At 59.7% G+C, this 20,065-nt stretch carries 14 protein-coding genes; 4 read left to right on the top strand and 10 right to left on the bottom strand.

Annotated features, from left to right (window positions below; genetic code table 11):
* Positions 1 to 3: 3 nt before the first annotated feature.
* The 7 genes from HYPMC_RS18365 to HYPMC_RS23430 all read right to left on the bottom strand — a co-directional run bounded on the left by HYPMC_RS18365 (position 4) and on the right by HYPMC_RS23430 (position 10,104).
* The gene (locus HYPMC_RS18365; RefSeq protein WP_013949571.1) at positions 4 to 2,661 is read right to left on the bottom strand and encodes a nitrate reductase; all 2,658 of its coding nucleotides are present in this window, start codon (positions 2,659 to 2,661) and stop codon (positions 4 to 6) included.
* Between the two features lie 11 nt (positions 2,662 to 2,672).
* A complete protein-coding gene (nirD, locus tag HYPMC_RS18370) occupies positions 2,673 to 3,014 on the bottom strand; it encodes a nitrite reductase small subunit NirD (protein ID WP_013949572.1) in 342 nt (113 codons plus the stop codon).
* Positions 3,014 to 5,467, bottom strand: coding sequence for a nitrite reductase large subunit NirB (nirB, locus tag HYPMC_RS18375; RefSeq protein ID WP_013949573.1), 2,454 nt, complete (start codon positions 5,465 to 5,467; stop codon positions 3,014 to 3,016). The genes nirD and nirB overlap by 1 nt, the downstream gene beginning before the upstream one ends.
* Before the next feature lie 23 nt (positions 5,468 to 5,490).
* Complete coding sequence (locus tag HYPMC_RS18380) at positions 5,491 to 6,807, bottom strand: nitrate/nitrite transporter (RefSeq protein WP_013949574.1); 1,317 nt, start codon at positions 6,805 to 6,807, stop codon at positions 5,491 to 5,493.
* A gap of 304 nt (positions 6,808 to 7,111) precedes the next feature.
* Entirely contained in the window at positions 7,112 to 8,335 is a 1,224-nt protein-coding gene (locus HYPMC_RS18385) for a CmpA/NrtA family ABC transporter substrate-binding protein (protein ID WP_013949575.1), read from the bottom strand.
* A 2-nt stretch (positions 8,336 to 8,337) separates the two neighbouring features.
* The gene (locus HYPMC_RS18390) at positions 8,338 to 8,949 is read right to left on the bottom strand and encodes an ANTAR domain-containing response regulator (protein WP_013949576.1); all 612 of its coding nucleotides are present in this window, start codon (positions 8,947 to 8,949) and stop codon (positions 8,338 to 8,340) included.
* A gap of 147 nt (positions 8,950 to 9,096) precedes the next feature.
* A complete protein-coding gene (locus tag HYPMC_RS23430) occupies positions 9,097 to 10,104 on the bottom strand; it encodes a helix-turn-helix transcriptional regulator (RefSeq protein WP_013949577.1) in 1,008 nt (335 codons plus the stop codon).
* Positions 10,105 to 10,387: 283 nt separating this feature from the next.
* Here HYPMC_RS23430 and HYPMC_RS18400 point away from each other — a divergent pair, with 283 nt between their 5' ends.
* Entirely contained in the window at positions 10,388 to 11,644 is a 1,257-nt protein-coding gene (locus HYPMC_RS18400; protein ID WP_244420922.1) for a DUF1254 domain-containing protein, read from the top strand.
* Positions 11,645 to 11,778: 134 nt separating this feature from the next.
* Here the strand turns inward: HYPMC_RS18400 and HYPMC_RS18405 are convergent, their stop codons facing one another.
* The 3 genes from HYPMC_RS18405 to HYPMC_RS18415 all read right to left on the bottom strand — a co-directional run bounded on the left by HYPMC_RS18405 (position 11,779) and on the right by HYPMC_RS18415 (position 16,450).
* A complete protein-coding gene (locus HYPMC_RS18405; protein ID WP_013949579.1) occupies positions 11,779 to 13,230 on the bottom strand; it encodes a porin in 1,452 nt (483 codons plus the stop codon).
* Positions 13,231 to 13,406: 176 nt separating this feature from the next.
* Positions 13,407 to 15,005 (bottom strand): sigma-54-dependent Fis family transcriptional regulator, encoded by a 1,599-nt coding sequence (locus tag HYPMC_RS18410; RefSeq protein WP_041301111.1) that lies wholly within the window; start codon positions 15,003 to 15,005, stop codon positions 13,407 to 13,409.
* A gap of 101 nt (positions 15,006 to 15,106) precedes the next feature.
* Positions 15,107 to 16,450, bottom strand: coding sequence for a CmpA/NrtA family ABC transporter substrate-binding protein (locus HYPMC_RS18415; protein WP_013949581.1), 1,344 nt, complete (start codon positions 16,448 to 16,450; stop codon positions 15,107 to 15,109).
* A 430-nt stretch (positions 16,451 to 16,880) separates the two neighbouring features.
* Here HYPMC_RS18415 and HYPMC_RS18420 point away from each other — a divergent pair, with 430 nt between their 5' ends.
* Genes HYPMC_RS18420 through HYPMC_RS18430 form a run of 3 tightly spaced genes read left to right on the top strand, consistent with a single transcriptional unit; the run spans position 16,881 to position 20,011 of the window.
* Complete coding sequence (locus HYPMC_RS18420) at positions 16,881 to 17,432, top strand: OsmC family protein (protein ID WP_013949582.1); 552 nt, start codon at positions 16,881 to 16,883, stop codon at positions 17,430 to 17,432.
* A 60-nt stretch (positions 17,433 to 17,492) separates the two neighbouring features.
* Positions 17,493 to 18,668 carry an acyl-CoA dehydrogenase family protein gene (locus tag HYPMC_RS18425; RefSeq protein WP_013949583.1) on the top strand — a complete coding sequence of 392 codons (1,176 nt, stop codon included), beginning with the start codon at positions 17,493 to 17,495 and terminating at the stop codon, positions 18,666 to 18,668.
* Positions 18,665 to 20,011, top strand: a complete 1,347-nt coding sequence (locus HYPMC_RS18430) for an FAD-dependent oxidoreductase (protein ID WP_013949584.1) — start codon at positions 18,665 to 18,667, stop codon at positions 20,009 to 20,011. Before HYPMC_RS18425 ends, HYPMC_RS18430 begins: the two co-directional genes overlap by 4 nt.
* Positions 20,012 to 20,065 lie beyond the last annotated feature (54 nt).

Raw genomic sequence — 20,065 nt, forward strand, 5'->3', positions numbered from 1 at the left:
GATTCACTCCGCTGCCTGAAGGTTCTGCGCTTCGATAATGGTTTTGATTTCGGCACGGCATGAGCCGCAATTTGTTCCGGCCTGCAGCGTTTCTCCGATCTCTGCAACGGTGCGGCAGCCGCGCCGCGCGGCGGCTGCGATGTCATTGGCGCCGACGCCGAAACACGAGCAGACCGTTGCGCCCTTGTCGGCACCGCCAGCGCCCGGACGACCGGCGATGATCTTGAATCGGGCAGCGCGCTGATGTGCTGTCGCGAGTTGCGCAACGGCCCAATCGCGGGACACGGCCACCGGCTCCGGTGCGAGAAAAACAGCGCCCAACAGCGTTTCATCGCGATAGCAAGCGAAGCGGTAGCGTGCACTTTGGCAGTCGTGAAAGGCGATCGTATCGGCGTCCGACGACGAACCGAAAAGCGCGTTGGCGAACGCGGCCCAATCTTCGCGTCCCGACGCAAAGCCAAGCTCGATGCGCCAGCCGCCGTCACACTTGGCAAGTGCCCAGTATTCCGCATTGATTTGCTCGGGCTTGCGGGCAAGAACCGCAAAGCCGTATGTTTCGGCGACGAAGCGCTCGATACGGACAGCAACGTTCTTCGCAGCCGGCTGACCCGAGATCGGGTCAACGATAGAAGGCACGAGCATATCGACCCGTGCCTTCGAAGCGAACTGATCCGTCCAATGCATCGGAACGAATATCGAGCCCCGTTGCTGGCGCGCCGAAATCAACGCGCGCACCAGGACAGCCGCAGAGCCCGTCGAAACGCGAACGAGATCGGCATCTGCAATACCGTGACGCTTTGCGTCATCTGGATGGATCTCGGCGAACGGCTCACCGTAGTGCTGCGACAGGCGTTGACTTTTGCCGGTGCGCGTCAGCGTGTGCCAATGATCTCGGATGCGACCGGTATTGAGGGTCAGCGGAAAAGCTGAACGTTCGCGCCACACGCTCTCGAGTTTCGTCGCGACAAAGCGTGCTTTACGATCGGGCGTGAAAAAGTTTCCGTCCGCAAAGAAACGGATGCGGGAACTCTCGCCTCTCCGGCGAGGCCACTGACACGGTTCGAGTGCGTCGAAATCATCCCCGGAAATATCGCTGAATGCGCCGATATCGAAATCGCGGGTGCCTTCATTCTCGAATGCAGAAAGCGCCGCATGCTCAGCGAAAATCTCTGACGGCGATTGGAACGCGAAGGCGCCCCCGAATCCCATGCGCTTTGCGACTTCGCACATGATCCACCAGTCGGGTTGTGCTTCGCCGGGTAGCGGCAGGAAACTGCGCTGTCGCGAGATGCGTCTCTCGGAATTGGTGACGGTGCCGCTTTTCTCTCCCCATGCCGCGGCTGGAAGCGTGACATGAGCATGGCGCACCGTGTCTGTCTTCGCGATGACGTCCGAGACAACAACGAACGGGCAGTTGCGCAGGGCGTCTTCAACGTCGCCTGCATCCGGCATCGAGACGACGGGATTCGTCGCCATGATCCAGATCGCCTTGATGCGTCCATCGGCGACGGCGCGGAACATATCGACGGCTTTGAGGCCGGCCCTTGCCGCGATCACCGGAGATTGCCAGAAGCGTTGGACGCGGTCGCAGTCGCCTACCCTGTCGAATTCCATATGAGCGGCGAGCGTGTTTGCCAGACCGCCAACTTCGCGACCGCCCATGGCGTTCGGCTGGCCTGTAACGGAAAACGGCCCGATGCCTGGCTTACCAATGCGGCCCGTCGCGAGGTGGCAATTGATGATGGCGTTGACCTTGTCGGTGCCGCAGGACGACTGATTGACACCCTGGCTGAAGATGGTGACCACTTTTTCCGTGCGCGCGAAGATGTCGAAGAAGTCCTTAAGCCGTGCGTTCGACAGCCCGGTTCGCTCAACGATGGTCAGCGCATCGACAGATTGCGCAGTGTTGAGGGTGCCTTCGAACTCCGATGTGTGTGCGGAAACGAAGGCGTCGTCGATTGCGCCCACATCAGCCAGATGATTGAGCAGGCCGACGAACAGCGCGACGTCGCCGTCGGGCTTGATCGGCAAATGCATCTCGGCGAGATCGGCTGTCATCGTTCGACGCGGATCGATCAGCACGATCTTCATGCTCGGCCGCTTCTCTTTCGCTGCGACGATGCGCTGATAGAGAACCGGATGACACCACGCGAGGTTCGAGCCGACGAGCACGATGAGGTCCGCGCATTCGAGATCCTCGTAGCAGCCCGGCACGGTATCGGTGCCGAATGCGCGCTTGTGCCCGGCGACCGACGAGGCCATGCACAGCCGAGAATTCGTGTCGATATTCGCCGAGCCGATGAAGCCCTTCATCAGTTTGTTGGCGACGTAATAGTCTTCGGTGAGAAGCTGGCCGGAGACATAAAACGCGACCGAGTCCGGACCGTGCTTGGCGATCGTCTTGGAAAAACCAGAAGCGACGAGTTCGAGCGCCGCGTTCCAGCTCACGCGCCGACCGCCCACTTCGGGATATAGCAGGCGGTCATCGAGAGCGACGGTTTCGCCAAGCGCCGAACCCTTCGAGCACAGCCTGCCGAAGTTCGCCGGATGATCCGGATCGCCGCTCACCGCGACCGTGCCGTCGACCGACGCTTCCGCAAGCACACCGCAGCCGACGCCGCAGTACGGACACGTCGTCTTTGTTGGCTGAGGCATGGCCATCGATATTTGCCTCACGCCGCGCGATGCGCTTTGGCTTCGGAAGCCAAGGCAATAAAGAGTTGGTCGCCTTCGACCTTGACCGGTATCGTCCGCACGCTGCCTTCATCGGCGCCGAGCGCTTTGCCGGTTTCGAGCGAGATGACCCAGTTGTGCAGCGGGCATGTTACGGCGGCACCGTGGACGATGCCCTGACTCAGCGGTCCGCCCTTGTGCGGACAATGATCTTCGATAGCAAAGATGCGATCTTCTGCCGTGCGGAAGACCGCGACCTTGCCTTGCGGTGTCTCGACACAGCGTGCGCCGCGCCGCGGAACATCGGTGATGCTGCCGATCAATGCCCAGCTCATGTCCATCACTCCGCCGCGTCTGCCATGCCGATGGTTGCCATCGGTTTGAACTCATGCTTGTGCAGGCCGGAAACGCGTTCCGACCACGGGTCGACCTGTGCAAATTTCTGCGAATAGACGAAGCGGTCGTAATAGCCGCGGCGCTTCTCGGTATCATCGAGAACCTGGCGACGAATCTCGTCGATGGTGACACGCTTTGCCCATTTGTAGATGCGTTCGAGATAGCGCGCCTGCTCACGGTACATCTGCACGAGCGCAACAATGACTTCGAGGGCTTCGTCCTCGGTTTTGACAAGACCCAGAACTTCCGTGCCCTTGATGTCGAGACCGGCCGCACCTGCAAAATGAACCTCGTAGCCGGAGTCGACGCAGATCACGCCGACGTCCTTGCAGGTTGCTTCGGCGCAATTGCGTGGACAGCCCGAAACGGCCATCTTGACCTTCGCGGGCGTCCACGAGCCCCACATGAATTTCTCGATGCGGATGCCGAAGCCGGTCGAATCCTGCGTACCAAAGCGGCACCAGTCCGTGCCGACGCACGTCTTCACAGTGCGCAGACCTTTCGCGTAGGCGTGCCCCGAGACGAAGCCCGCTTTGCCGAGATCGGCCCAGACAGCGGGCAGGTCCTCTTTCTTCACGCCCAGCATGTCAATGCGCTGGCCGCCGGTTACCTTCACGGTCGGGATATTGAACTTGTCCACGACGTCAGCGATGGCGCGCAGCTCATTCGCACTCGTCACGCCGCCCCACATGCGCGGCACGACCGAATAGGTGCCGTTCTTCTGAATGTTCGCGTGCACGCGCTCGTTGATGAAACGCGATTGATAGTCGTCGGCGTATTCGCCGGGCCAGTCGCAGACGAGATAGTAATTCAACGCCGGCCGGCACTTGGCGCAGCCACACGACGTCGTCCACTCTAGCTCCTGCATGACGGCGTAAATGTTCTTCAGGCTTTTCGCTTTGATCAATCGGCGGACATCGTCATGGCCGAGGGTTGTGCATCCACACATCGGTTGCACGGCGGTCGGGTTGTAGGCATCCCCGAGCGTCAGAGACATAAGCTGCTCAACGAGGCCCGTGCACGAGCCGCACGAAGCAGAAGCTTTGGTGTGAGCGCGGACGTCATCGAGCGACGTCAGGCCCTTCTCCTGAATGGCACCGACGATCTTGCCTTTGCACACGCCGTTGCAGCCGCAGATTTCTGCGTCATCGGGCAAGGCTGCAACGGCCGCCATAGGGTCGAGGGGCGTTCCTCCCTGATAGGCCTGGCCGAAGATCAAGGTGTCGCGCATGTCGGAGATATCGACCTGCTTTTTCTTCAGGTCGTTGAACCACGCGCCATCGGCGGTTTCGCCATAAAGGACGGTACCAATGATGCGGTTGTCCTTCAGGATGATGCGCTTGTAAACACCAGCCGAAGCATCGCGCAGGACGATCTCGTGCCGGTCTTCACCGTCAGCGAAGTCACCGAGCGAGAAAAGCTCGATACCGGTGACCTTGAGCTTCGTCGGCGTGTCGTTGTGGACGAACGCCGCCATGCTTTTTTCATCTGCGAGGTGGGCCGCTGCCACGCGCGCCATTTCGTAAAGCGGTGCGACGAGGCCGTAGACGTGCCCACCGACTTCAGCGCATTCGCCGACGGCATAAATATCAGGATCGGATGTCTGCATGCCGGCGTTGACGAGAATGCCGCGATTGGTGGCGAGACCGGCTTCTTTTGCGAGCCCGGCATTCGGCTTGATACCGGCCGCCATGACGACGAGCGTCGCCGGAATGATACGACCATCGGCAAGCTCGACACCTTCGACACGTCTGTCGCCGAGAATGGCTTTCGTGTTGGCCTTGCAGATGACCTTGATGCCGCGGTCTTCAATCGCGCGCTGCAAGAGATAACCTGCCGCTGGATCGAGTTGGCGCTCCATCAGCGTCGGCATTAAATGCAGGACGGTGACGTCCATGCCTTGTGCTTCAAGACCTGCCGCAGCTTCCAACCCCAAGAGGCCGCCGCCGATGACGACCGCCTTGGCCCGCGACTGCGCCGCCAGCAGCATGGCGTTGACATCATCCAGATCGCGGTAGCTCAAGACGCCGGGCAGATTGTGACCCGTCACCGGCAGAATGAACGGCACCGACCCCGTCGCGATGACGAGCTTGTCATAGGATTCGACGACGCCGTGATCGGACATCACGGTTTTGGCGTCGCGATCGATAGCGACGATCTTGTGGCCCTTGTAGAGCGTGATGCCGTTCTTGATGTACCAGCCGTCGCCGTGAATGATGATCTGCTCATAGCTCTTCTCGCCGGAAAGAACGGGAGAGAGCATGATGCGATCGTAATTGACACGCGGCTCGGCGTTAAAAATCGTGACGGCGTAGCGGCCGGGCGATGTCTCGAACAGATGCTCAAGCATCCGCCCAGGCGCCATGCCATTGCCGATTATGACGAGTTTTTCCGTCATGACTGTTGTTCCCGCTCTTATGCCTAGCCTGCGATTTGGGCCAGGGCGCTGTCGGTATTGGTTGCAGATTTCGGGGAGACGCCTTCGCGCTCCATGCGTCGGATCGAAACGTGCATCCAGACGAACAGGGCGACGACGATGACGAACAGCAGCATGAAGCAGCTCGTCCAAAGCCCCGTCACCTGATTAAGAAAGCCAAAGGCGATCGGGAGAACGAAACCGCCCAGCCCGCCGATCATGCCGACGAGGCCGCCAACTGATCCGACGTTGTCGGGATAGTATGTCGCGACGTGCTTATAGACGGCGGCCTTGCCGATGCTCATGAAGAACCCGAGCACCATCGCGATCCCGACGAATATCAAGGGACTGATCTCGAAGTGCGCGGAGATCGGCCCGTGGGTGCCGTGCATGACGTAGTCGGTCGGCGGCAGCGACAGAGCTAGCGTCGCGATGGCGGATACGCCGAAGCACCAGTACATGACGGCACGGGCGCCGATGCGATCCGACAGGACGCCGCCGTAAGCGCGGAAGATGCTTGCTGGAATCGAATAGGAGGCAGCGATCATGCCAGCGGTTTCGATGTCGAAACCATAGACGCCGATCAGGTAACGCGGCAGCCAGAGTGCGAGGGCGACGAAAGCGCCGAACGTGAAGAAGTAGTAGAAGGAAAACCGCCAAACGCGGATATCCTTCAGCGGCGCGAGTTCCATTGCGTACGCCTTTGGCGCTTCGCCTGTGCGTCGGCGCTCGGCGGTGACCGGGTCGTCGGTCGTCGCAAACCAGAAGACGATGGCCATCACCGCCAGTACAGCCGCCCAGATCAGCGCGACGGCATGCCAGCCCCAGGCGACAAGTGCGAACGGGGCAAGAAATTTGGTGACGGCCGCGCCGACGTTGCCGGCGCCGAAGATACCGAGTGCGGTGCCTTGCTGTCCGGATTGATAGAAGCGCGAGACGTAGGCGATACCGACCGCAAATGAGCCGCCCGCCAGACCAACGCCAAGCGCCGCGACAAGCATTTGCGTATAGGTGTGCGCGAAAACGAGAAGCGCCGTCGCAATGCTTGCGGCGATCATGTTGAGCGTGAACACGACCCGTCCGCCGTAGCGGTCGGTCCAGATGCCGAGGAAGATGCGGGCGAGCGAGCCCGTCAGAATGGGCGTTCCCGCCAGCAGGCCGAACTCGGTTTCATTCAATCCGAGCTGCGCCTTGATGCGAATGCCGATGATCGCGAAGATCGTCCAGACTGCGAAGCAGGCCGTGAAAGCGATCGTCGAAATCCAAAGGGCGCGCCCTTCGGCCGTGGACAGCGATAATCCCGAACTTTCCTGTGTGCGCATCGATTGCTCCCGGTCGTGGCGCCAAAAACAAAAAAGCTGCCGGCCAAGCGCTCGCACCCTCGGTAAAGAGGGTAGGAAGGCTTGAACGGCAGCTTTGCCTATTGAGCGCCCGTCATTGGACGCGGATGAAACCCTAAGCGCGGAAATCACGCTGCTTAGGCGAGCTGAAATTACAAACCTTCAACTCGAGTCCCTGCCAGGATTGCGGCAGTAGCGAACACTTCGCAAGTCCAAACATTCAGCAATTTCACGACCCGTCGGCCGCAAATTTGTGCAGCGCACGTTTGACGCAGGTCGGGGATCGTCACCGCTTCTGGCTTGCGATGTAGGCGTCGAGCTTGTCGGGATCGAACAAGCCGCCGTCGAAGAACCCGTCCGGCCCGAGCACCAGGCTCGCGCCGGATGAACCGACCGGAGTGGGCGCCGTCAGCGCTCCTTCGACCTTCGCGTTCGCCACCGGGAGCGCAATGCCAGACGGCTTCAGCGCGACACGGTAAAGGTCTGGCCGATACGTTTCGCGCGCAATTTTTGCATGCTCCGCGCTGTGCTGCACCTGCCCCCAACGAACCATCTGCGAATAGAACCAGAGCGCATGACTCTTCCAAGGGAACGTCGCTGCTTTAGCAAACGGTACAAAGAAATCCGAGACGGCGACGGTGCGTTCTCCGCCGACAGGCAACTGGCCTAGCAACGCAGGAAGCATCCATTCGATAGGCTGAGCGACGTATATCTTCTCGGCCAGAATGCGCGCTAGATCGTTATGATTGCGCGTGTCTGCGCACCATTGGGCGGCATTACGCAGCGCGCGCAACAAGGCGGACAGCGCTTCAGGATTCTCTTGCGCCCAGTGCGCGCCGGCGGCGAGAACCTTCTCGGGGCTCGACCGCCAAATGGCGGCCTTCACGGTCGCTATATGGCCTTGCCCAAGGAGAGCCGCGGCAGAATTCCACGGCTCGCCGACGCAATAGCCGTCAATCGTGCCGCTCGCGAGAGCGTCCACCATCAACGGCGGGGGCACGATGATAATCTCGATATCGCGCGATGGGTCAATGCCGCAGGCGGCCAGCCAATAGCGAAGCTCGTAGTTATGCCCTGAGTGTGGATGGACGACCGCGAACCGCAACGGCGTCTTGTTTTGGGCCGTGCGCGTGCGAACGACTTCCTTTAGAGCCTTGCCGTTCGTCGCAGGATCGAAGTCAGCCTTTGCGCCGTTAGCTGCCATCGCGTCCCACAGGGCATTCGACACGGTAACCGCGTTGCCGCCCAGACCGAGCGCCATCGGAACGATGGTTGGAACCGCCAGCGGTGTCAGGCCAAGATTGCAGGCAATTGGCATCGGCGCCAACATGTGGGCGACCTGGAAATGCCCTACCGCCAGCCGATCGCGAATATTGGCCCACGACATCTCGCGCACGAGCGTCAGGTCGATCTCCTCGGCCTCGGCAAAACCCACTTCCTTTGCGGTTAGGAGAACCGCGCTGTCGAGGAGCGGCATGAACCCGGCAGTGATCTGATAAAGGCTCGCCATCGTCACTCCTCCTCGTCGGGTGGGGCGAGAAGCCCGGCTGCCGTTATCAAACTTTCGGCGATTTCGGAGAGCTTTCTATTTTGGTTCATCGCGGTCTTGCGCAGCAAGGCGTAAGCCTGGGGCTCGGAGAGACCGCGCGTCGTCATGAGAATACCCTTCGCCCGGTCGATGAGCTTGCGGTTTTCAAGCTCCGAACGCGCCTCTTCAAGTTCCCGGGTCATGCGCGAGAAGGCGTTAAAGCGACTGATCGCCATTTCGAGGATCGGCTTAACGCGCTCCTGCTTCAGTCCGTCAACGACGTACGCCGATACCCCCGCTTCGACCGCCGCCTCGATCGAGGCACTGTCCGAACGGTCGACAAACATCGCGATGGGGCGCTTCACGGCACGAGAAAGCTGGAACATGTTCTCGAGCATATCGCGGTTGGGATTTTCGAGATCGATGACGATGACGTCCGGCTCGATCTCGGAAATACGGCGCGCAATTCCCGTGACGTCGTGAACGACGGTGAGGTGATCATAGCCAGCTTCCCGCAGGCCCGCTTCGATGACCGAGGCGCGCAGACGGTTTTCATCTATGACCAAGATGGAAAGTCGTTTCGGCCCTGCGTGCATGCCCGTGTCCACCAAGAAGACTGTCTCGGGTACACGATTTCCGCGCGCGGTCAACTGCCTGCAAATTCTCAGGGCCGGAACTAGGGTCGCGACAAGGTCGGACGACGGACCGTTAATTGCACAGAAATTCGCGTCGGGCCGGTCTGCTCAAACGGCGCTGTTCCGATACCGTCGCGGCGATACGCCCGTCCACCGGCGGACGGCGCGGACGAAAGAGGGCTGCCCGGAATATCCTAGATCCGCGGCAACGTGGGTGATCGATTTCGAAGAACCGCTCAAAGCAACGAGCGCGCGCGCCCTTCGCGCTTCATCCAGAAGATCCGAAAAGCTCGTGCCTTCGGCCGCAAGTCGCCGCTGCGATGTTCGCACGCTGAAGCCACTCGCTTCGGCAAACCGCTCAACGGTCGGTTCGCCATCATCGAGCATGAAATCGATGAATGCCCGCGCCGTACACGCGAAACTGTTTGCGCTGTAGAGCGGATCCCAATGATCTTTAGGCCAATCGCCTCCAAACTTCCGGATGGAACTGGGGAACGGCCGATCCAGAACGTCGTCAGATATAAAGACTGTGAGCGCATTCGTGTCGCTCGGCGTCGGGTGTGGTCCGAGGCACCCGTTGAGATGCGACAAGCCGAATTCCGGATGCGGCGTGATCTCGATTTTGCTGAGCGGCTCGCCTGCGTAACCCGTCATTTTACAAAGTGAACGGATCAGTGCGGCCAGGTATTGTTGTACAGTGTGCCGCGTGACATCGTCCACATCGAGAGTGAGTTCCTCACGAATGAACGCTCCTTCGGCGGCAGACGTGATCGTTAGAAATTCGTGTGTACAATGACGGGGCATCGCTTCACAGACAAGAGTGAGTGCCTCGCGCGGCGTCCTGCCGCCAAGCATGAGCTGACCCAGCTCTCCGAGATCGAGAATGCTCGTGTCTGTCACGACGCGCGTCGCGATGTCGGGTCCTTCCTGTAGGGACAGCATCCGCATTACTGAAAGAGCTTTGATCAGGGAAATCGGGCGGGAGGTTGCGTCCCAAGGCGGGGCTGATAGCCCTCCGCACGCGAGCACGTCGTCGAGCGACCGTCCGTTTTTTTGAACCCATCGAACGAACGGCGCGATATCGGACGCGCGCACCAGCGGGAAGCTTGAGATCATGCGAGCAGCGATTCAAACAAGCGGACCTTAGCTATTTTACACCGTCTGGCGCATAAAGCGAATTATTACTCCGCTCGCACCGTACTCTCTCTGGAAAAATGTGAAATGGAGAGACAGCGTGACAATAAAAAATCAATTTAAAATTGCGTCGGCGACTCTCATGAGTGCCGCTTTTTTTTCATGCGCCGCTCACGCCTTGACGGTGGATGAGTCCAAAGCGATTGCGATGGATGCGTATATTTATGGATATTCGCTAATTACGACGGAAGTTACGCGCGTTCAAATGACGAACGTTGACAAGCCCGACGGCACGCGGGGGCCGATGGGCAAGTTCGTTAACATTCCGCGTTATCCGCCCGCGGACTATCGCGGCGTATCAGCGCCGAATGCCGATACGCTTTATTCTCTCGCCTGGATAGATTTGGAAAAAGGTCCGACCGTTTTCTCTCATCCGGATATGGGGAAGCGATACTATCTGTTTCCCATGTATAGTCTTTGGATGCCTGTGATCCATTCACCCGGCACCCGCACGACGGGCGGCGCAGCAGAGAAATTCCTGCTGACCGGCCCGGGATGGAAAGGCGAGGTGCCGTCCGGCATGACGGAGATCAAATCTCCCACGCGTTACATGCTGATTCTCGGACGGACGTATGCAGACGGAAGCGAGGCCGACTACAAAGCCGTGAATGCTCTGCAGGCTGAGTACGACCTGCGGCCGCTCTCGGCGGTCGGCGCTGATTACACGTATGTGGCCCCGCCGGTGGATCCCAATCCGGGCTTCTCCATGACCGACAAACCACAGGACGTCATTCTTGGCCTTGGAACCGAAGGCTACTTCAACATGATGGCGCGGCTGATGTGTAAGGATGCGCCACCAGCGGCTGAGGATGCGCCTATCCTCGCAGAGATGGCGAAAATCGGCATCGAGCCGTGCAAGACATTCAGCTTGGCTAATCTCGATCCCAATGTTCAGGCAGCGTTGAAAGCGTTGCCGCAGCAGGCGCTCGATAAAATCGGCGCGAACAAGGCTGCGATGGGAGTGGAGGTCAAGAGATGGATCTTCACCAAGGGGCTTGGTGCATATGGCACCGACTACATGAAGCGCGCGCTCGTTGCGGCTTTTGGATGGCCGGCCAATTTGCAGGCTGACGCCGTCTATCCTTATACGGAGGTCGACAACGCCGGACAGCCGCTCAGCGGCGCGGACAAATATACGCTGACGTTTGCAAAGGGCCAGGAGCCGCCGGTCAACGGTTTCTGGTCGATCACGATGTACCAAATCGATCAAGGGTGGTGGTTCGTACCGAATGCGCTGAATAAATTTACGGTCAGCCCGCGCAACGATTTAAAGGCCAATCCCGACGGCTCCGTTACGCTTTACTTCCAGAATGAATCGCCGGGCGCCGATAAAGAATCCAATTGGCTCCCGGCTCCGAAAGGTGCGTTCCTGCCGATGCTGCGGATGTATTGGCCTAAGGAAACGAGCCCTTCGATTCTGGATGGGAGTTGGAGTCCGCCCGAGGTCGTGAAGGTAAACTGAGCCGCACTCATCGGAATGAAAGATCGCGCATACGGCATTGACCTTGATAGCCTGGAGTTCATCAAGCACCCGCGAGCAGCCCGGGATTTAGCTGCTCGCTGGCATTCCGCCGAAGTTGCGGAAGAAAGCTTCGATCAAAAATTGATCAGTCCACCGAAGCTGACGAGGTCGAGGCCTTCGAGGTCGGATAGACTGGACACACCCGACACATCCGCATCGTAGTGCTGATATTTGACGTAGACCGTCATCGCTGCTGCGTCGATCTCCTGGGCTATGCCACCGCCGTAACGCTGGAACGAGCTCCCCGTGGCGCCAAGCGCCAGCGCAGCCGGTCCAAGCTGGTCATCGTATTCGGCATAATCGCCATAGACGATCGTCGCACCCAGCGGCGTCCAGTTCCGGCGAATACCCGACTTGATGTACCAGTGATGGCTGTCGGGTGCGGTCGCGCCGTTCACAAGCTTTGCGTCGTTGTTGTCCTCACGGCCGTACGCGCCGTGGAAGAACAGACCCGTCGGCATATGCTCGATGTAGCCGCCGGCCTGGAAGTATTGACTGTCCTTCGAGGTCAAGACTGCCGTGCCGCTGATGCGCTCATCAGAGTTCTCAGAATAGCCGACGCCAAGGTTGACCTTGAAGTCGTTCCACTTGCCGGCATAGCGCGCTGCAAGTTCCCAGTCGTCGTCTTCGCCCCAACTCGCCGAGACAGAGAAGCCGCCGAACACAGGTGAATCATAGCGCACCGCGTTCATCACGATGCCATCGCAATCGCCGCCGATCGGCGCATCCTGCGAATAACAATAAGACAGCTGCCCCCACGTCATGTTGCCTGGTGCATAGCCGCCGCCCTTCTGGCGCAGCTTGAACTGCGGAAAGCCGTCGAAGAACGTGTAGTTGTCGATGACCTGCGTGCCGGATTTGTCCGTGAACATCGCCGCGCTTTTTGAAGCGTTCGCCTGACGGCCGACGCTCAAGCTGCCCAACTGGTCGCTCTTCAAATACCAGAACGACATCTGGACATTGAGGCCTTGGTTGAAGTCCGCCGAGTTCTGGTTCATGGCGTCGCCGGTCGAGGCGTTGCGGCCAAACGGATTATCCGCAAGGTTCTGGATGCGAATCAGGTAGCCGGCGGTCCATCCAGGCAGGATCTGCGCCTTGCCGTTGAAGATCACATGCGTGGCCTGCGTCGGGCCGAGGCCGTGCAGGTAGACGTTGCTTTCAGCACCATCGTCCCACCAGGTCATCTCTTGAGCCACATAGCCTGAGATCGTCAGCGAGACCTTGCGGTTGCCTTTGCGCGCCGTCGTCGCTTCAAGCTCGGCAACGCGTTCTTCCAAATCCGCGCAGCAATCACCGCCAAGGTCGGCTGCCCGAGACGGGGTAGCCGCGGCGACACACGCTCCTGCGATAACGGCAATGCAAAGAAGTTCGGTAGCTCGTTTCAATGATCGACTCCGCGTCCAGATTCCATGCTTCGATTTGTGTCTGGCGGCAGTGTCGATTATCCGCTCGTTGTCGAGAGGCAGTAGCGGGCGATCAACCGACTCTCGGCTATCGAGAGCGGTGATCTCTGTGATGGCGTTCATGCTGTACCCCCCGGTTCATCCGTCGCCTGAGAGAGGGAGGTTGCAATCGATGTGCCAATTTTGGCCGAAGTGGCGGCAGCTTGTAATGCCTGAATTCAGGCGCTTATCAGTGAGCTTTTCGCGATGGCCGGCATTGTCTGCAAGACAAAGTGTCGACAATGTCAAAGTTTGTCGACTTAGAATTTCGTGCCTTCGGCCTTGAACTTGCGAAGCCGATACGAGAACTGTCGCTCCGTCAAACCGAGCCGTTGCGCGGCTCGCGATTTGTTACCCCCGGAGAATTCGAGCGCCCGTTTCAGATCGTCTGGTCCGTGCGACGCAGCCGGAAGATAGGGGCGAACGGGCATCACGGATGACATCGGTTGCCGCGTCTGATGGCGCTCGCTCGGCGGACTGATATCGAAGACGCGATCGGTCAACAAGGCGGAAACCTCGACACGTCCGAGAACTGGTGCGCTCGCGAGAAGAACGAGACGTTCGATGAAATTCGACAGTTGACGGACATTTCCCGGCCACGGCTGTTCGACGAGATAATGCATCGCGTCGGCGGTCAACGCGACCTCCCGCTTGTTCGCGACGTTCGCGCGGCTCAAAAAATGACGGACGAGTTCGGGAATATCGGACTGACGCTGCGCGAGCGACGGTAGAAGAATAGGAATGACGTTAAGACGGTAATAAAGGTCCTCGCGAAAGTCGCCGCTCTCCACCGCTCCGGCAAGATCGCGATTGGTGGCCGCCACCACGCGCATGTTGACCTTGATCTCCCGCTTACCGCCCAAGCGGACGACTGTTCCCTCTTGCAGCGTACGCAGCAACTTAGTCTGCATGAGCAGCGGCATCTCGCCGATCTCATCGAGAAAGATCGTGCCGCCGTTGGCTTGCTCGAACCAACCCATGCGGGCTTCGCTCGCGCCGGTAAAGGCGCCGCGCTCGTGCCCGAAAAGCTCCGATTCAAACAGTGTTTCGGGAATGGCTGCGCAATTGACTTTGATAAACGGCTTGTCTTTTCGCGGCCCGGCGACGTGTAGCGCGTGGGCGAAAAGCTCTTTTCCGGTTCCTGACTCGCCAAGCAGCAAAACGCTCGCGGTGGCGTCCGCGACCTGCTCGATCTGCGAGATCGCGCGCAGCAGTGCCGGCGAGCGTCCAACAATGCCGTAATGTGTTGCCTTGTCGCCGGCCGGTGCCGACGCTGCATCGCGCGCCTCGATGGCCCGCATCCGCCGATCAATGCGATCGTTGAGCGTTAGAAATTGACCGAGGATCGCAGAGAGAATTTTAAGAATGCGAACATCGTCCTGCAGCGGACGATCCCTATGGCGTATCCTGTGACAGGCGAGCGCACCGACGGTGCGGTCCTCGACGCGGATCGGGCAGGCAAAGAACGAGACGACGCCTTCCGGCAACTTGCTGCGTTCGACCGCGCGGCCAAGAAAGCTTGGGTCTTTATCAATATCCTGGACGATAATGAGTTGGCCGGTCTGAATGACGTAACCCGTGACGCCTTCGCCGAGTGCATATCGGCCGCGCGCAGCTTCTGCGGACGTCAACCCGTAGTAATAAGCGATGCGGTAGATGTCTTCGTCAGGCGACTTCAGCACGATGCGGCCGCGGTTCAGCCCAAGCATCTCCGAAAGCAGGTGCAGCACCCCGCGCGCAACCTGATCGAAGTAGAGCCCCTTCCCGATCAGGTTCGCGACTTCCTGAATCAGATAAAGCTCCTGAGCCCGCCAGAAATTGCTGCTCTCGCGTTGTGATTTCTTCTCGCTCGCCGTCATAACGCTTTCGATTGCATCTCCGGACCTTTCATAACGCGAAATCGCCCGCGCCGACGATGCGGCGCGGGCGTCCAGTGCCGAAAGATCGCGGATCGAGCGTTTCACCCGGCGCGACTTATTGCAAAGGACTTCAGATATTCGTCCGGCTTGGCGGGATCGAACAGCTTGCCCATGACACTGAACGTCTTTGTCGTTGCTTGTGGCGGCGTCAAACCTGCTTGTTTCATGGCCTTCGCCGCATCGGTCACAAGGTAGACCTCGCGCGCGACCGATTGATAGTCAACATCGCCCTTGATCTGGCCCCAGCGCTTCATCTGTGTCAGCGTCCAGACGGCGAAACTTTCGTAAGGGAACGGATCGAATGCGATGCGAGCCGGGTCCTTTTTAACGCCGCCGAGACCATCAGCGTAAGTCCCAGTCAATACCTGCTCGACCACAGTCAGCGGCTGATTTAAATAGTTCGTTGGTGCGATGGCCGCAGCGATCTCCTTGCGATTTTCCGCCTTCTGCGCATACGCCGTCGCCTCCATGATGGCGCGCAGCAACGCTGCGGACGTGTTCGGCGTCTCAGCGATCATCTTGCGCGACAGCGAGAAGCTGCAACAGGGGTGACCGTCCCATATCTCTTTGGAGAGAATGTGGATGAAGCCTACGCCGTCGTATACGGCGCGCTGGACGAGGTTATCTGGTGCCAGGAAGCCGTCGATGTTGTTGGCGCGCAGGTTGGCGACCATTTCCGGTGGCGGCACCAAACGAAGCTGCACGTCGGTATCGGGATCGATGCCGTGCTCCGCCAGATAGTAGCGCAGCAGATAGTTATGATTTGAGAAATCGTAGGGTATTGCGAACTTGAAGCCCTTCCAGTTCTTCGGATCGCGATTGTTCTTGTGCTTGTTGGCCAAACAAATGGCCTGACCATTGATGTTCTCGATTGCGGGCGAAACGAACGGTGCTTTCGTCGATCCGAGCCCGAGTGAGATCGCGAGCGGCATCGGCGCCAGCATATGCGCCGCGTCATATTCGCCGTTGATCGTCTTATCGCGGACGATCGCCCAACCCGGCGTCTTCATGAGCTGCACGTTGAGCTTCTGTTTGGTGTAATAGCCCATCGGCGCGGCCATGATGATCGGCGTTGCGCAGGTGATCGGAAGAAATCCGATCTTGAGGTCGGTCTTTTCCGGCTTGCCGGTTTCTTCCAGCGCTTCGGCCGCGGCCTTGACCGGAAAGAGATGATTGAGTGCGGCCGCAGCCGTTGTCGCGCCGACAGCCTTCAGGAAGTTGCGCCGCTCCAGTGGATTGGGAAACACAGCTCTGAAAAGTGCGCGCTCAGTCGTTCGCTCAAGGGCGCTGGCTTGGCCCGATGTCGCAATGTCATGCGCGGCTTGATCGTCGTGCCCCCCGCACGAACATCCGCTTCGACCGCCTGGCACTTTGTCTTTATCCATATTGCACCCCAGTTGTTGCATGGATCGGCGCTTCGCAACAGCTGTGCCAAGGCCTGGAGTTTTGAAATAGACGCGCAGAATCAATTGACTAGGTGAGGGCGACGCTGTGACCGGGTAGCCAGCCCCTGCCTCTTGTCGACCTTCGTCGACATTTTGTCAGCGCCTTGGCCATGGCTGGGGGCAGCCATCTAGAACTCCTCTCGCATGCCAATCCGCCAAGCAAAAAGACCGTCGACATTGTCGACAAATTGTTGGCGAGAGAGGCGCATTTGAAATGCGCCAGATATGGCGCCACAGTCAAGCTAACAAATTGAATATGTTTATGAATTTTTAGTTGTGTACGATTACTTGCGGTCTTGGCACGTGGCTTGCGGATATCCCCTCGAAGGCGACGGAAAGACCGTCAATCCACGAGAACCGAGGAAACAGCATGACCGCCTCTGCCCAGACCAAGACCATCGAAACCTATCTTCGGCCGATCGACCGCGACGGCCTGATGGCATTCGCCGAAAAGGGCCGTAACAACCCCGGCTCCCGCGGCACCAATGTCGTCAAGACGGTGTGCGAAGGCCAATACCGCACGCTCAGCTATGTCGGCGACCACACGCCAGTCGTCGTCGACGAGCCTCTGCATCTCTTCGGTCAGAACACCGCTCCAGCTCCGGGCGAGATCGTGCTCTCAGCGCTTGGCGGCTGCCTTGCCGTCGGCATCACGGCCGTCGCGACCTGGAAGAACGTGCGGCTGTCGAAACTTGAGCTGAAACTTGAAGGCGACATCGGGAACCCTGCCGCATGGGGTGCAGGCGGTGCCGAGCGTGAACCGTCGCAGATGGGCTTCCAAGAGATCCGCGTCACGGTCGACGTCGAGGGCGACGCCAGCCGCGAAGAGCTCGCGGAAATCGTGCGTCACGCGAACTATTTCTCGCCGGTCGCCAACACGATGCGCAACCCGATCCCGTTCAAGATCGCAGTCGCCGACTGATTGCCGATGAAGAGACCGGTGGCCCGGTCTCTTCCCCATTTCCTCAGCGGGAGTTCCACCATGCAGACTGTCCTCGCGTTAAAAAAGAACGCGCCGAGCGGCGATGCAGCTCCACCCGTAAGTGCGCGGCCAGACGACGAGATTCTGTCGCGCACGCGCACGATTGCCGAAGGCCCTTTGCGCGACCAGGCCAACGCCATCGACAAAGGACGCTATCCTCTCGACATGATGCGCGCCTTGGGCGAGGCCGGAGCTTTTTCGGCGCACCTCAAAAGCGGCGGTGAGCGCTTCGGCGTCGCCATCGAGGCGATGCGGACCGTCAGCAAGTCGTGCGGCTCGACCGGCTTTCTGACGTGGTGTCACGACGTATTTGGTCTCTATCTCGATCAGTCGCCGAACCGATCGCTAGCCGACCGAATGCTTTCCGCCCACGCGATGGGCGAGACCTTCGGTGGCACCGGCCTGTCGAACCCCATGAAGGCCTTCGCCGGGATCGAGCCAATGGCGCTGAAGGCCGTGCGTGCTCCTGGTGGATATCGCGTTTCGGGCACGCTGCCGTGGGTCAGCCATATCGGGCGCGGCCAATATTTTGGCGCGATCGCGCAAGTCTTCGATGGTTTTGGTGCCCCATTGCACGAGATCATGTTCGTGCTCCGCTGCGACGAGCCCGTCGAGTTGCGGGAGTGCCCGGCATTTTCGGGTATGGAAGGCACGAGCACGTGGAGTGTGCGACTGACGGACGTCTTCATCGACGAGTCGGATTTGATTGCCGATCCCGCGCGCCCGTTTATCGGACAGATTCAAGGGGCGTTCATTCTTCTGCAGTTCGGGATGGGACTCGGCGTCATTGACGGCGCGATCGAGTCGATGCTGGACGTCGAAGGCGTGCTTGGTCACGTCAATCAGTATCTTGCCGATCGTCCGGCAGACATAGTAGCGGAGTTTCAAGAGCTTTCGACCCGCGCATCGAAGCTTATCGAAACCCCATTCGAACGATCGAAAGACTTTCTTCTGGATGTCATCGACGTCCGCGCGCAAGCAGCGGAGCTGGCGTTGCGGGCGACGCAGTCGGCGCTGATGCATCAGGGCGCGCGCGGCTATCTGATGTCGGCCGCGCCTCAGCGCCGCATCCGGGAAGCGCATTTCGTTGCTATCGTCACCCCAGCGATCAAGCATCTGAGGCGCGAGATGGAACGCCTGTCGAAAGACGTGCAGCCAACGGAAGCGCAACCATGACCACCAAAACACGATCGATCGAACCAACCGACGGCCGCGGGCCGTGGAAGCGTTTCATCTGCCGCGTCTGTGGATTGATTTACGACGAAGCCGAGGGCGACATCGACAGCGGACTTCCGCCGGGCACGCGTTTCGAGGACATTCCAGACGATTGGGAATGCCCGATCTGTAACGTCACCAAGGTTGATTTCGATCCCTACGTGCCGCGTGCGATTACGGATATGCCCGCATCGACTGCGGTGCGGTCGCGCGAAACAGGCGTCGTCATCGTCGGCGCGGGTGCTGCCGGATGGGCAGCGGCGGAAGCCATTCGCGCCCACGACGGCACGCTTCCGATTACCGTCGTTACCGGCTGCAGCGGGGATGTCTATTATAAGCCTGAGCTTTCAATTGCATTGACGCGTGGTGCGACGCCCGAAAGCCTGACGCGAGAAACCGGCAGCGAGGCAGCCGCGCGCCTTGGCGTTCAGTTGCTGCCGCAGACCTATGCAGTCGGTCTGTCGCCAAATCTCGGAATGCTGCGGACCACGCGCGGCACGCTGCGTTTTACCGATCTCATTCTCGCGCAAGGAGCGCGCTCGGCAGCGCCCGATTGCTTGCCGCCGGAGCTCGTTTGGCGCATCAACGATCTTACCGCGTGGAGCGGCCTTTATCGCGCGCTCTCCACCGGTCCTCAACGTGTCGTCATCGTTGGCGCTGGAATGGTTGGATGCGAATTGGCCGAAGATCTTGCGCGTGCAGGCCATCACGTCACGCTCTTGGCGCCGGACAATCTGCCAATGCGGCCCTTTTTACCGGTGCCCGCTGCCTCGCGGCTTGCCGCTGGGCTTAAAAGCGTCGGCGTGACGTTCCTGGGCGAACAGACTGTAAAACGCGTCGCACGAAGTACCCACGGTAAACTGCTCGTTGCGACCATGAAGGGCGACACGATCGCAGCCGACCATGTCGTCGCCGCTACCGGCTTGGCAACGGAGCAGCGGCTATCGCGCAGCGGCGGCATTGCATTCGACCGCGGCGTCATCGTCGATCCGAAAACGATGAGAACGAGCGCTGCGCACGTCTACGCGCTCGGAGACTGCGTGACCATCGGCGGCGCGCCATGCCGCTATATCGAGCCGATCCGCGGCCAGGCGGAGGCAATTGCCAAAGCTATCCTTGGACATGAGCACGAGGGCTACGTTCATAAAACGCCGACCGTTCGCCTGAAGACGCGATCGACGCCGATCGTGCTTGAAGGATGGATCTCGGCCCATGGCGAGTGGCGCATCCTGCGCGATGACGCAAGTGCGCTGATCATGGAACAATGGGTCGGAAGCGAACGCGTCGCCAAGCTCGCCGCATGACGTTGCCGCTCACCGTAGACACGCAATCTCCCGCTAATGCTGCGCGGGAACTCC

The organism is Hyphomicrobium sp. MC1 (assembly GCF_000253295.1).
In the GTDB taxonomy this organism is placed as follows: domain Bacteria; phylum Pseudomonadota; class Alphaproteobacteria; order Rhizobiales; family Hyphomicrobiaceae; genus Hyphomicrobium_B.

Excerpts from the sequence above, each read along its gene's own strand:
- HYPMC_RS18365 (WP_013949571.1), bottom strand. The coding sequence starts at position 2,661 with ATGGCCATGCCTCAGCCAACAAAGACGACGTGTCCGTACTGCGGCGTC.
- nirD (WP_013949572.1), bottom strand. The coding sequence starts at position 3,014 with ATGGACATGAGCTGGGCATTGATCGGCAGCATCACCGATGTTCCGCGG.
- nirB (WP_013949573.1), bottom strand. The coding sequence starts at position 5,467 with ATGACGGAAAAACTCGTCATAATCGGCAATGGCATGGCGCCTGGGCGG.
- HYPMC_RS18380 (WP_013949574.1), bottom strand. The coding sequence starts at position 6,807 with ATGCGCACACAGGAAAGTTCGGGATTATCGCTGTCCACGGCCGAAGGG.
- HYPMC_RS18385 (WP_013949575.1), bottom strand. The coding sequence starts at position 8,335 with ATGGCGAGCCTTTATCAGATCACTGCCGGGTTCATGCCGCTCCTCGAC.
- HYPMC_RS18390 (WP_013949576.1), bottom strand. The coding sequence starts at position 8,949 with ATGCACGCAGGGCCGAAACGACTTTCCATCTTGGTCATAGATGAAAAC.
- HYPMC_RS23430 (WP_013949577.1), bottom strand. The coding sequence starts at position 10,104 with ATGATCTCAAGCTTCCCGCTGGTGCGCGCGTCCGATATCGCGCCGTTC.
- HYPMC_RS18400 (WP_244420922.1), top strand. The coding sequence starts at position 10,388 with ATGACGAACGTTGACAAGCCCGACGGCACGCGGGGGCCGATGGGCAAG.
- HYPMC_RS18405 (WP_013949579.1), bottom strand. The coding sequence starts at position 13,230 with ATGAACGCCATCACAGAGATCACCGCTCTCGATAGCCGAGAGTCGGTT.
- HYPMC_RS18410 (WP_041301111.1), bottom strand. The coding sequence starts at position 15,005 with ATGACGGCGAGCGAGAAGAAATCACAACGCGAGAGCAGCAATTTCTGG.
- HYPMC_RS18415 (WP_013949581.1), bottom strand. The coding sequence starts at position 16,450 with ATGGATAAAGACAAAGTGCCAGGCGGTCGAAGCGGATGTTCGTGCGGG.
- HYPMC_RS18420 (WP_013949582.1), top strand. The coding sequence starts at position 16,881 with ATGACCGCCTCTGCCCAGACCAAGACCATCGAAACCTATCTTCGGCCG.
- HYPMC_RS18425 (WP_013949583.1), top strand. The coding sequence starts at position 17,493 with ATGCAGACTGTCCTCGCGTTAAAAAAGAACGCGCCGAGCGGCGATGCA.
- HYPMC_RS18430 (WP_013949584.1), top strand. The coding sequence starts at position 18,665 with ATGACCACCAAAACACGATCGATCGAACCAACCGACGGCCGCGGGCCG.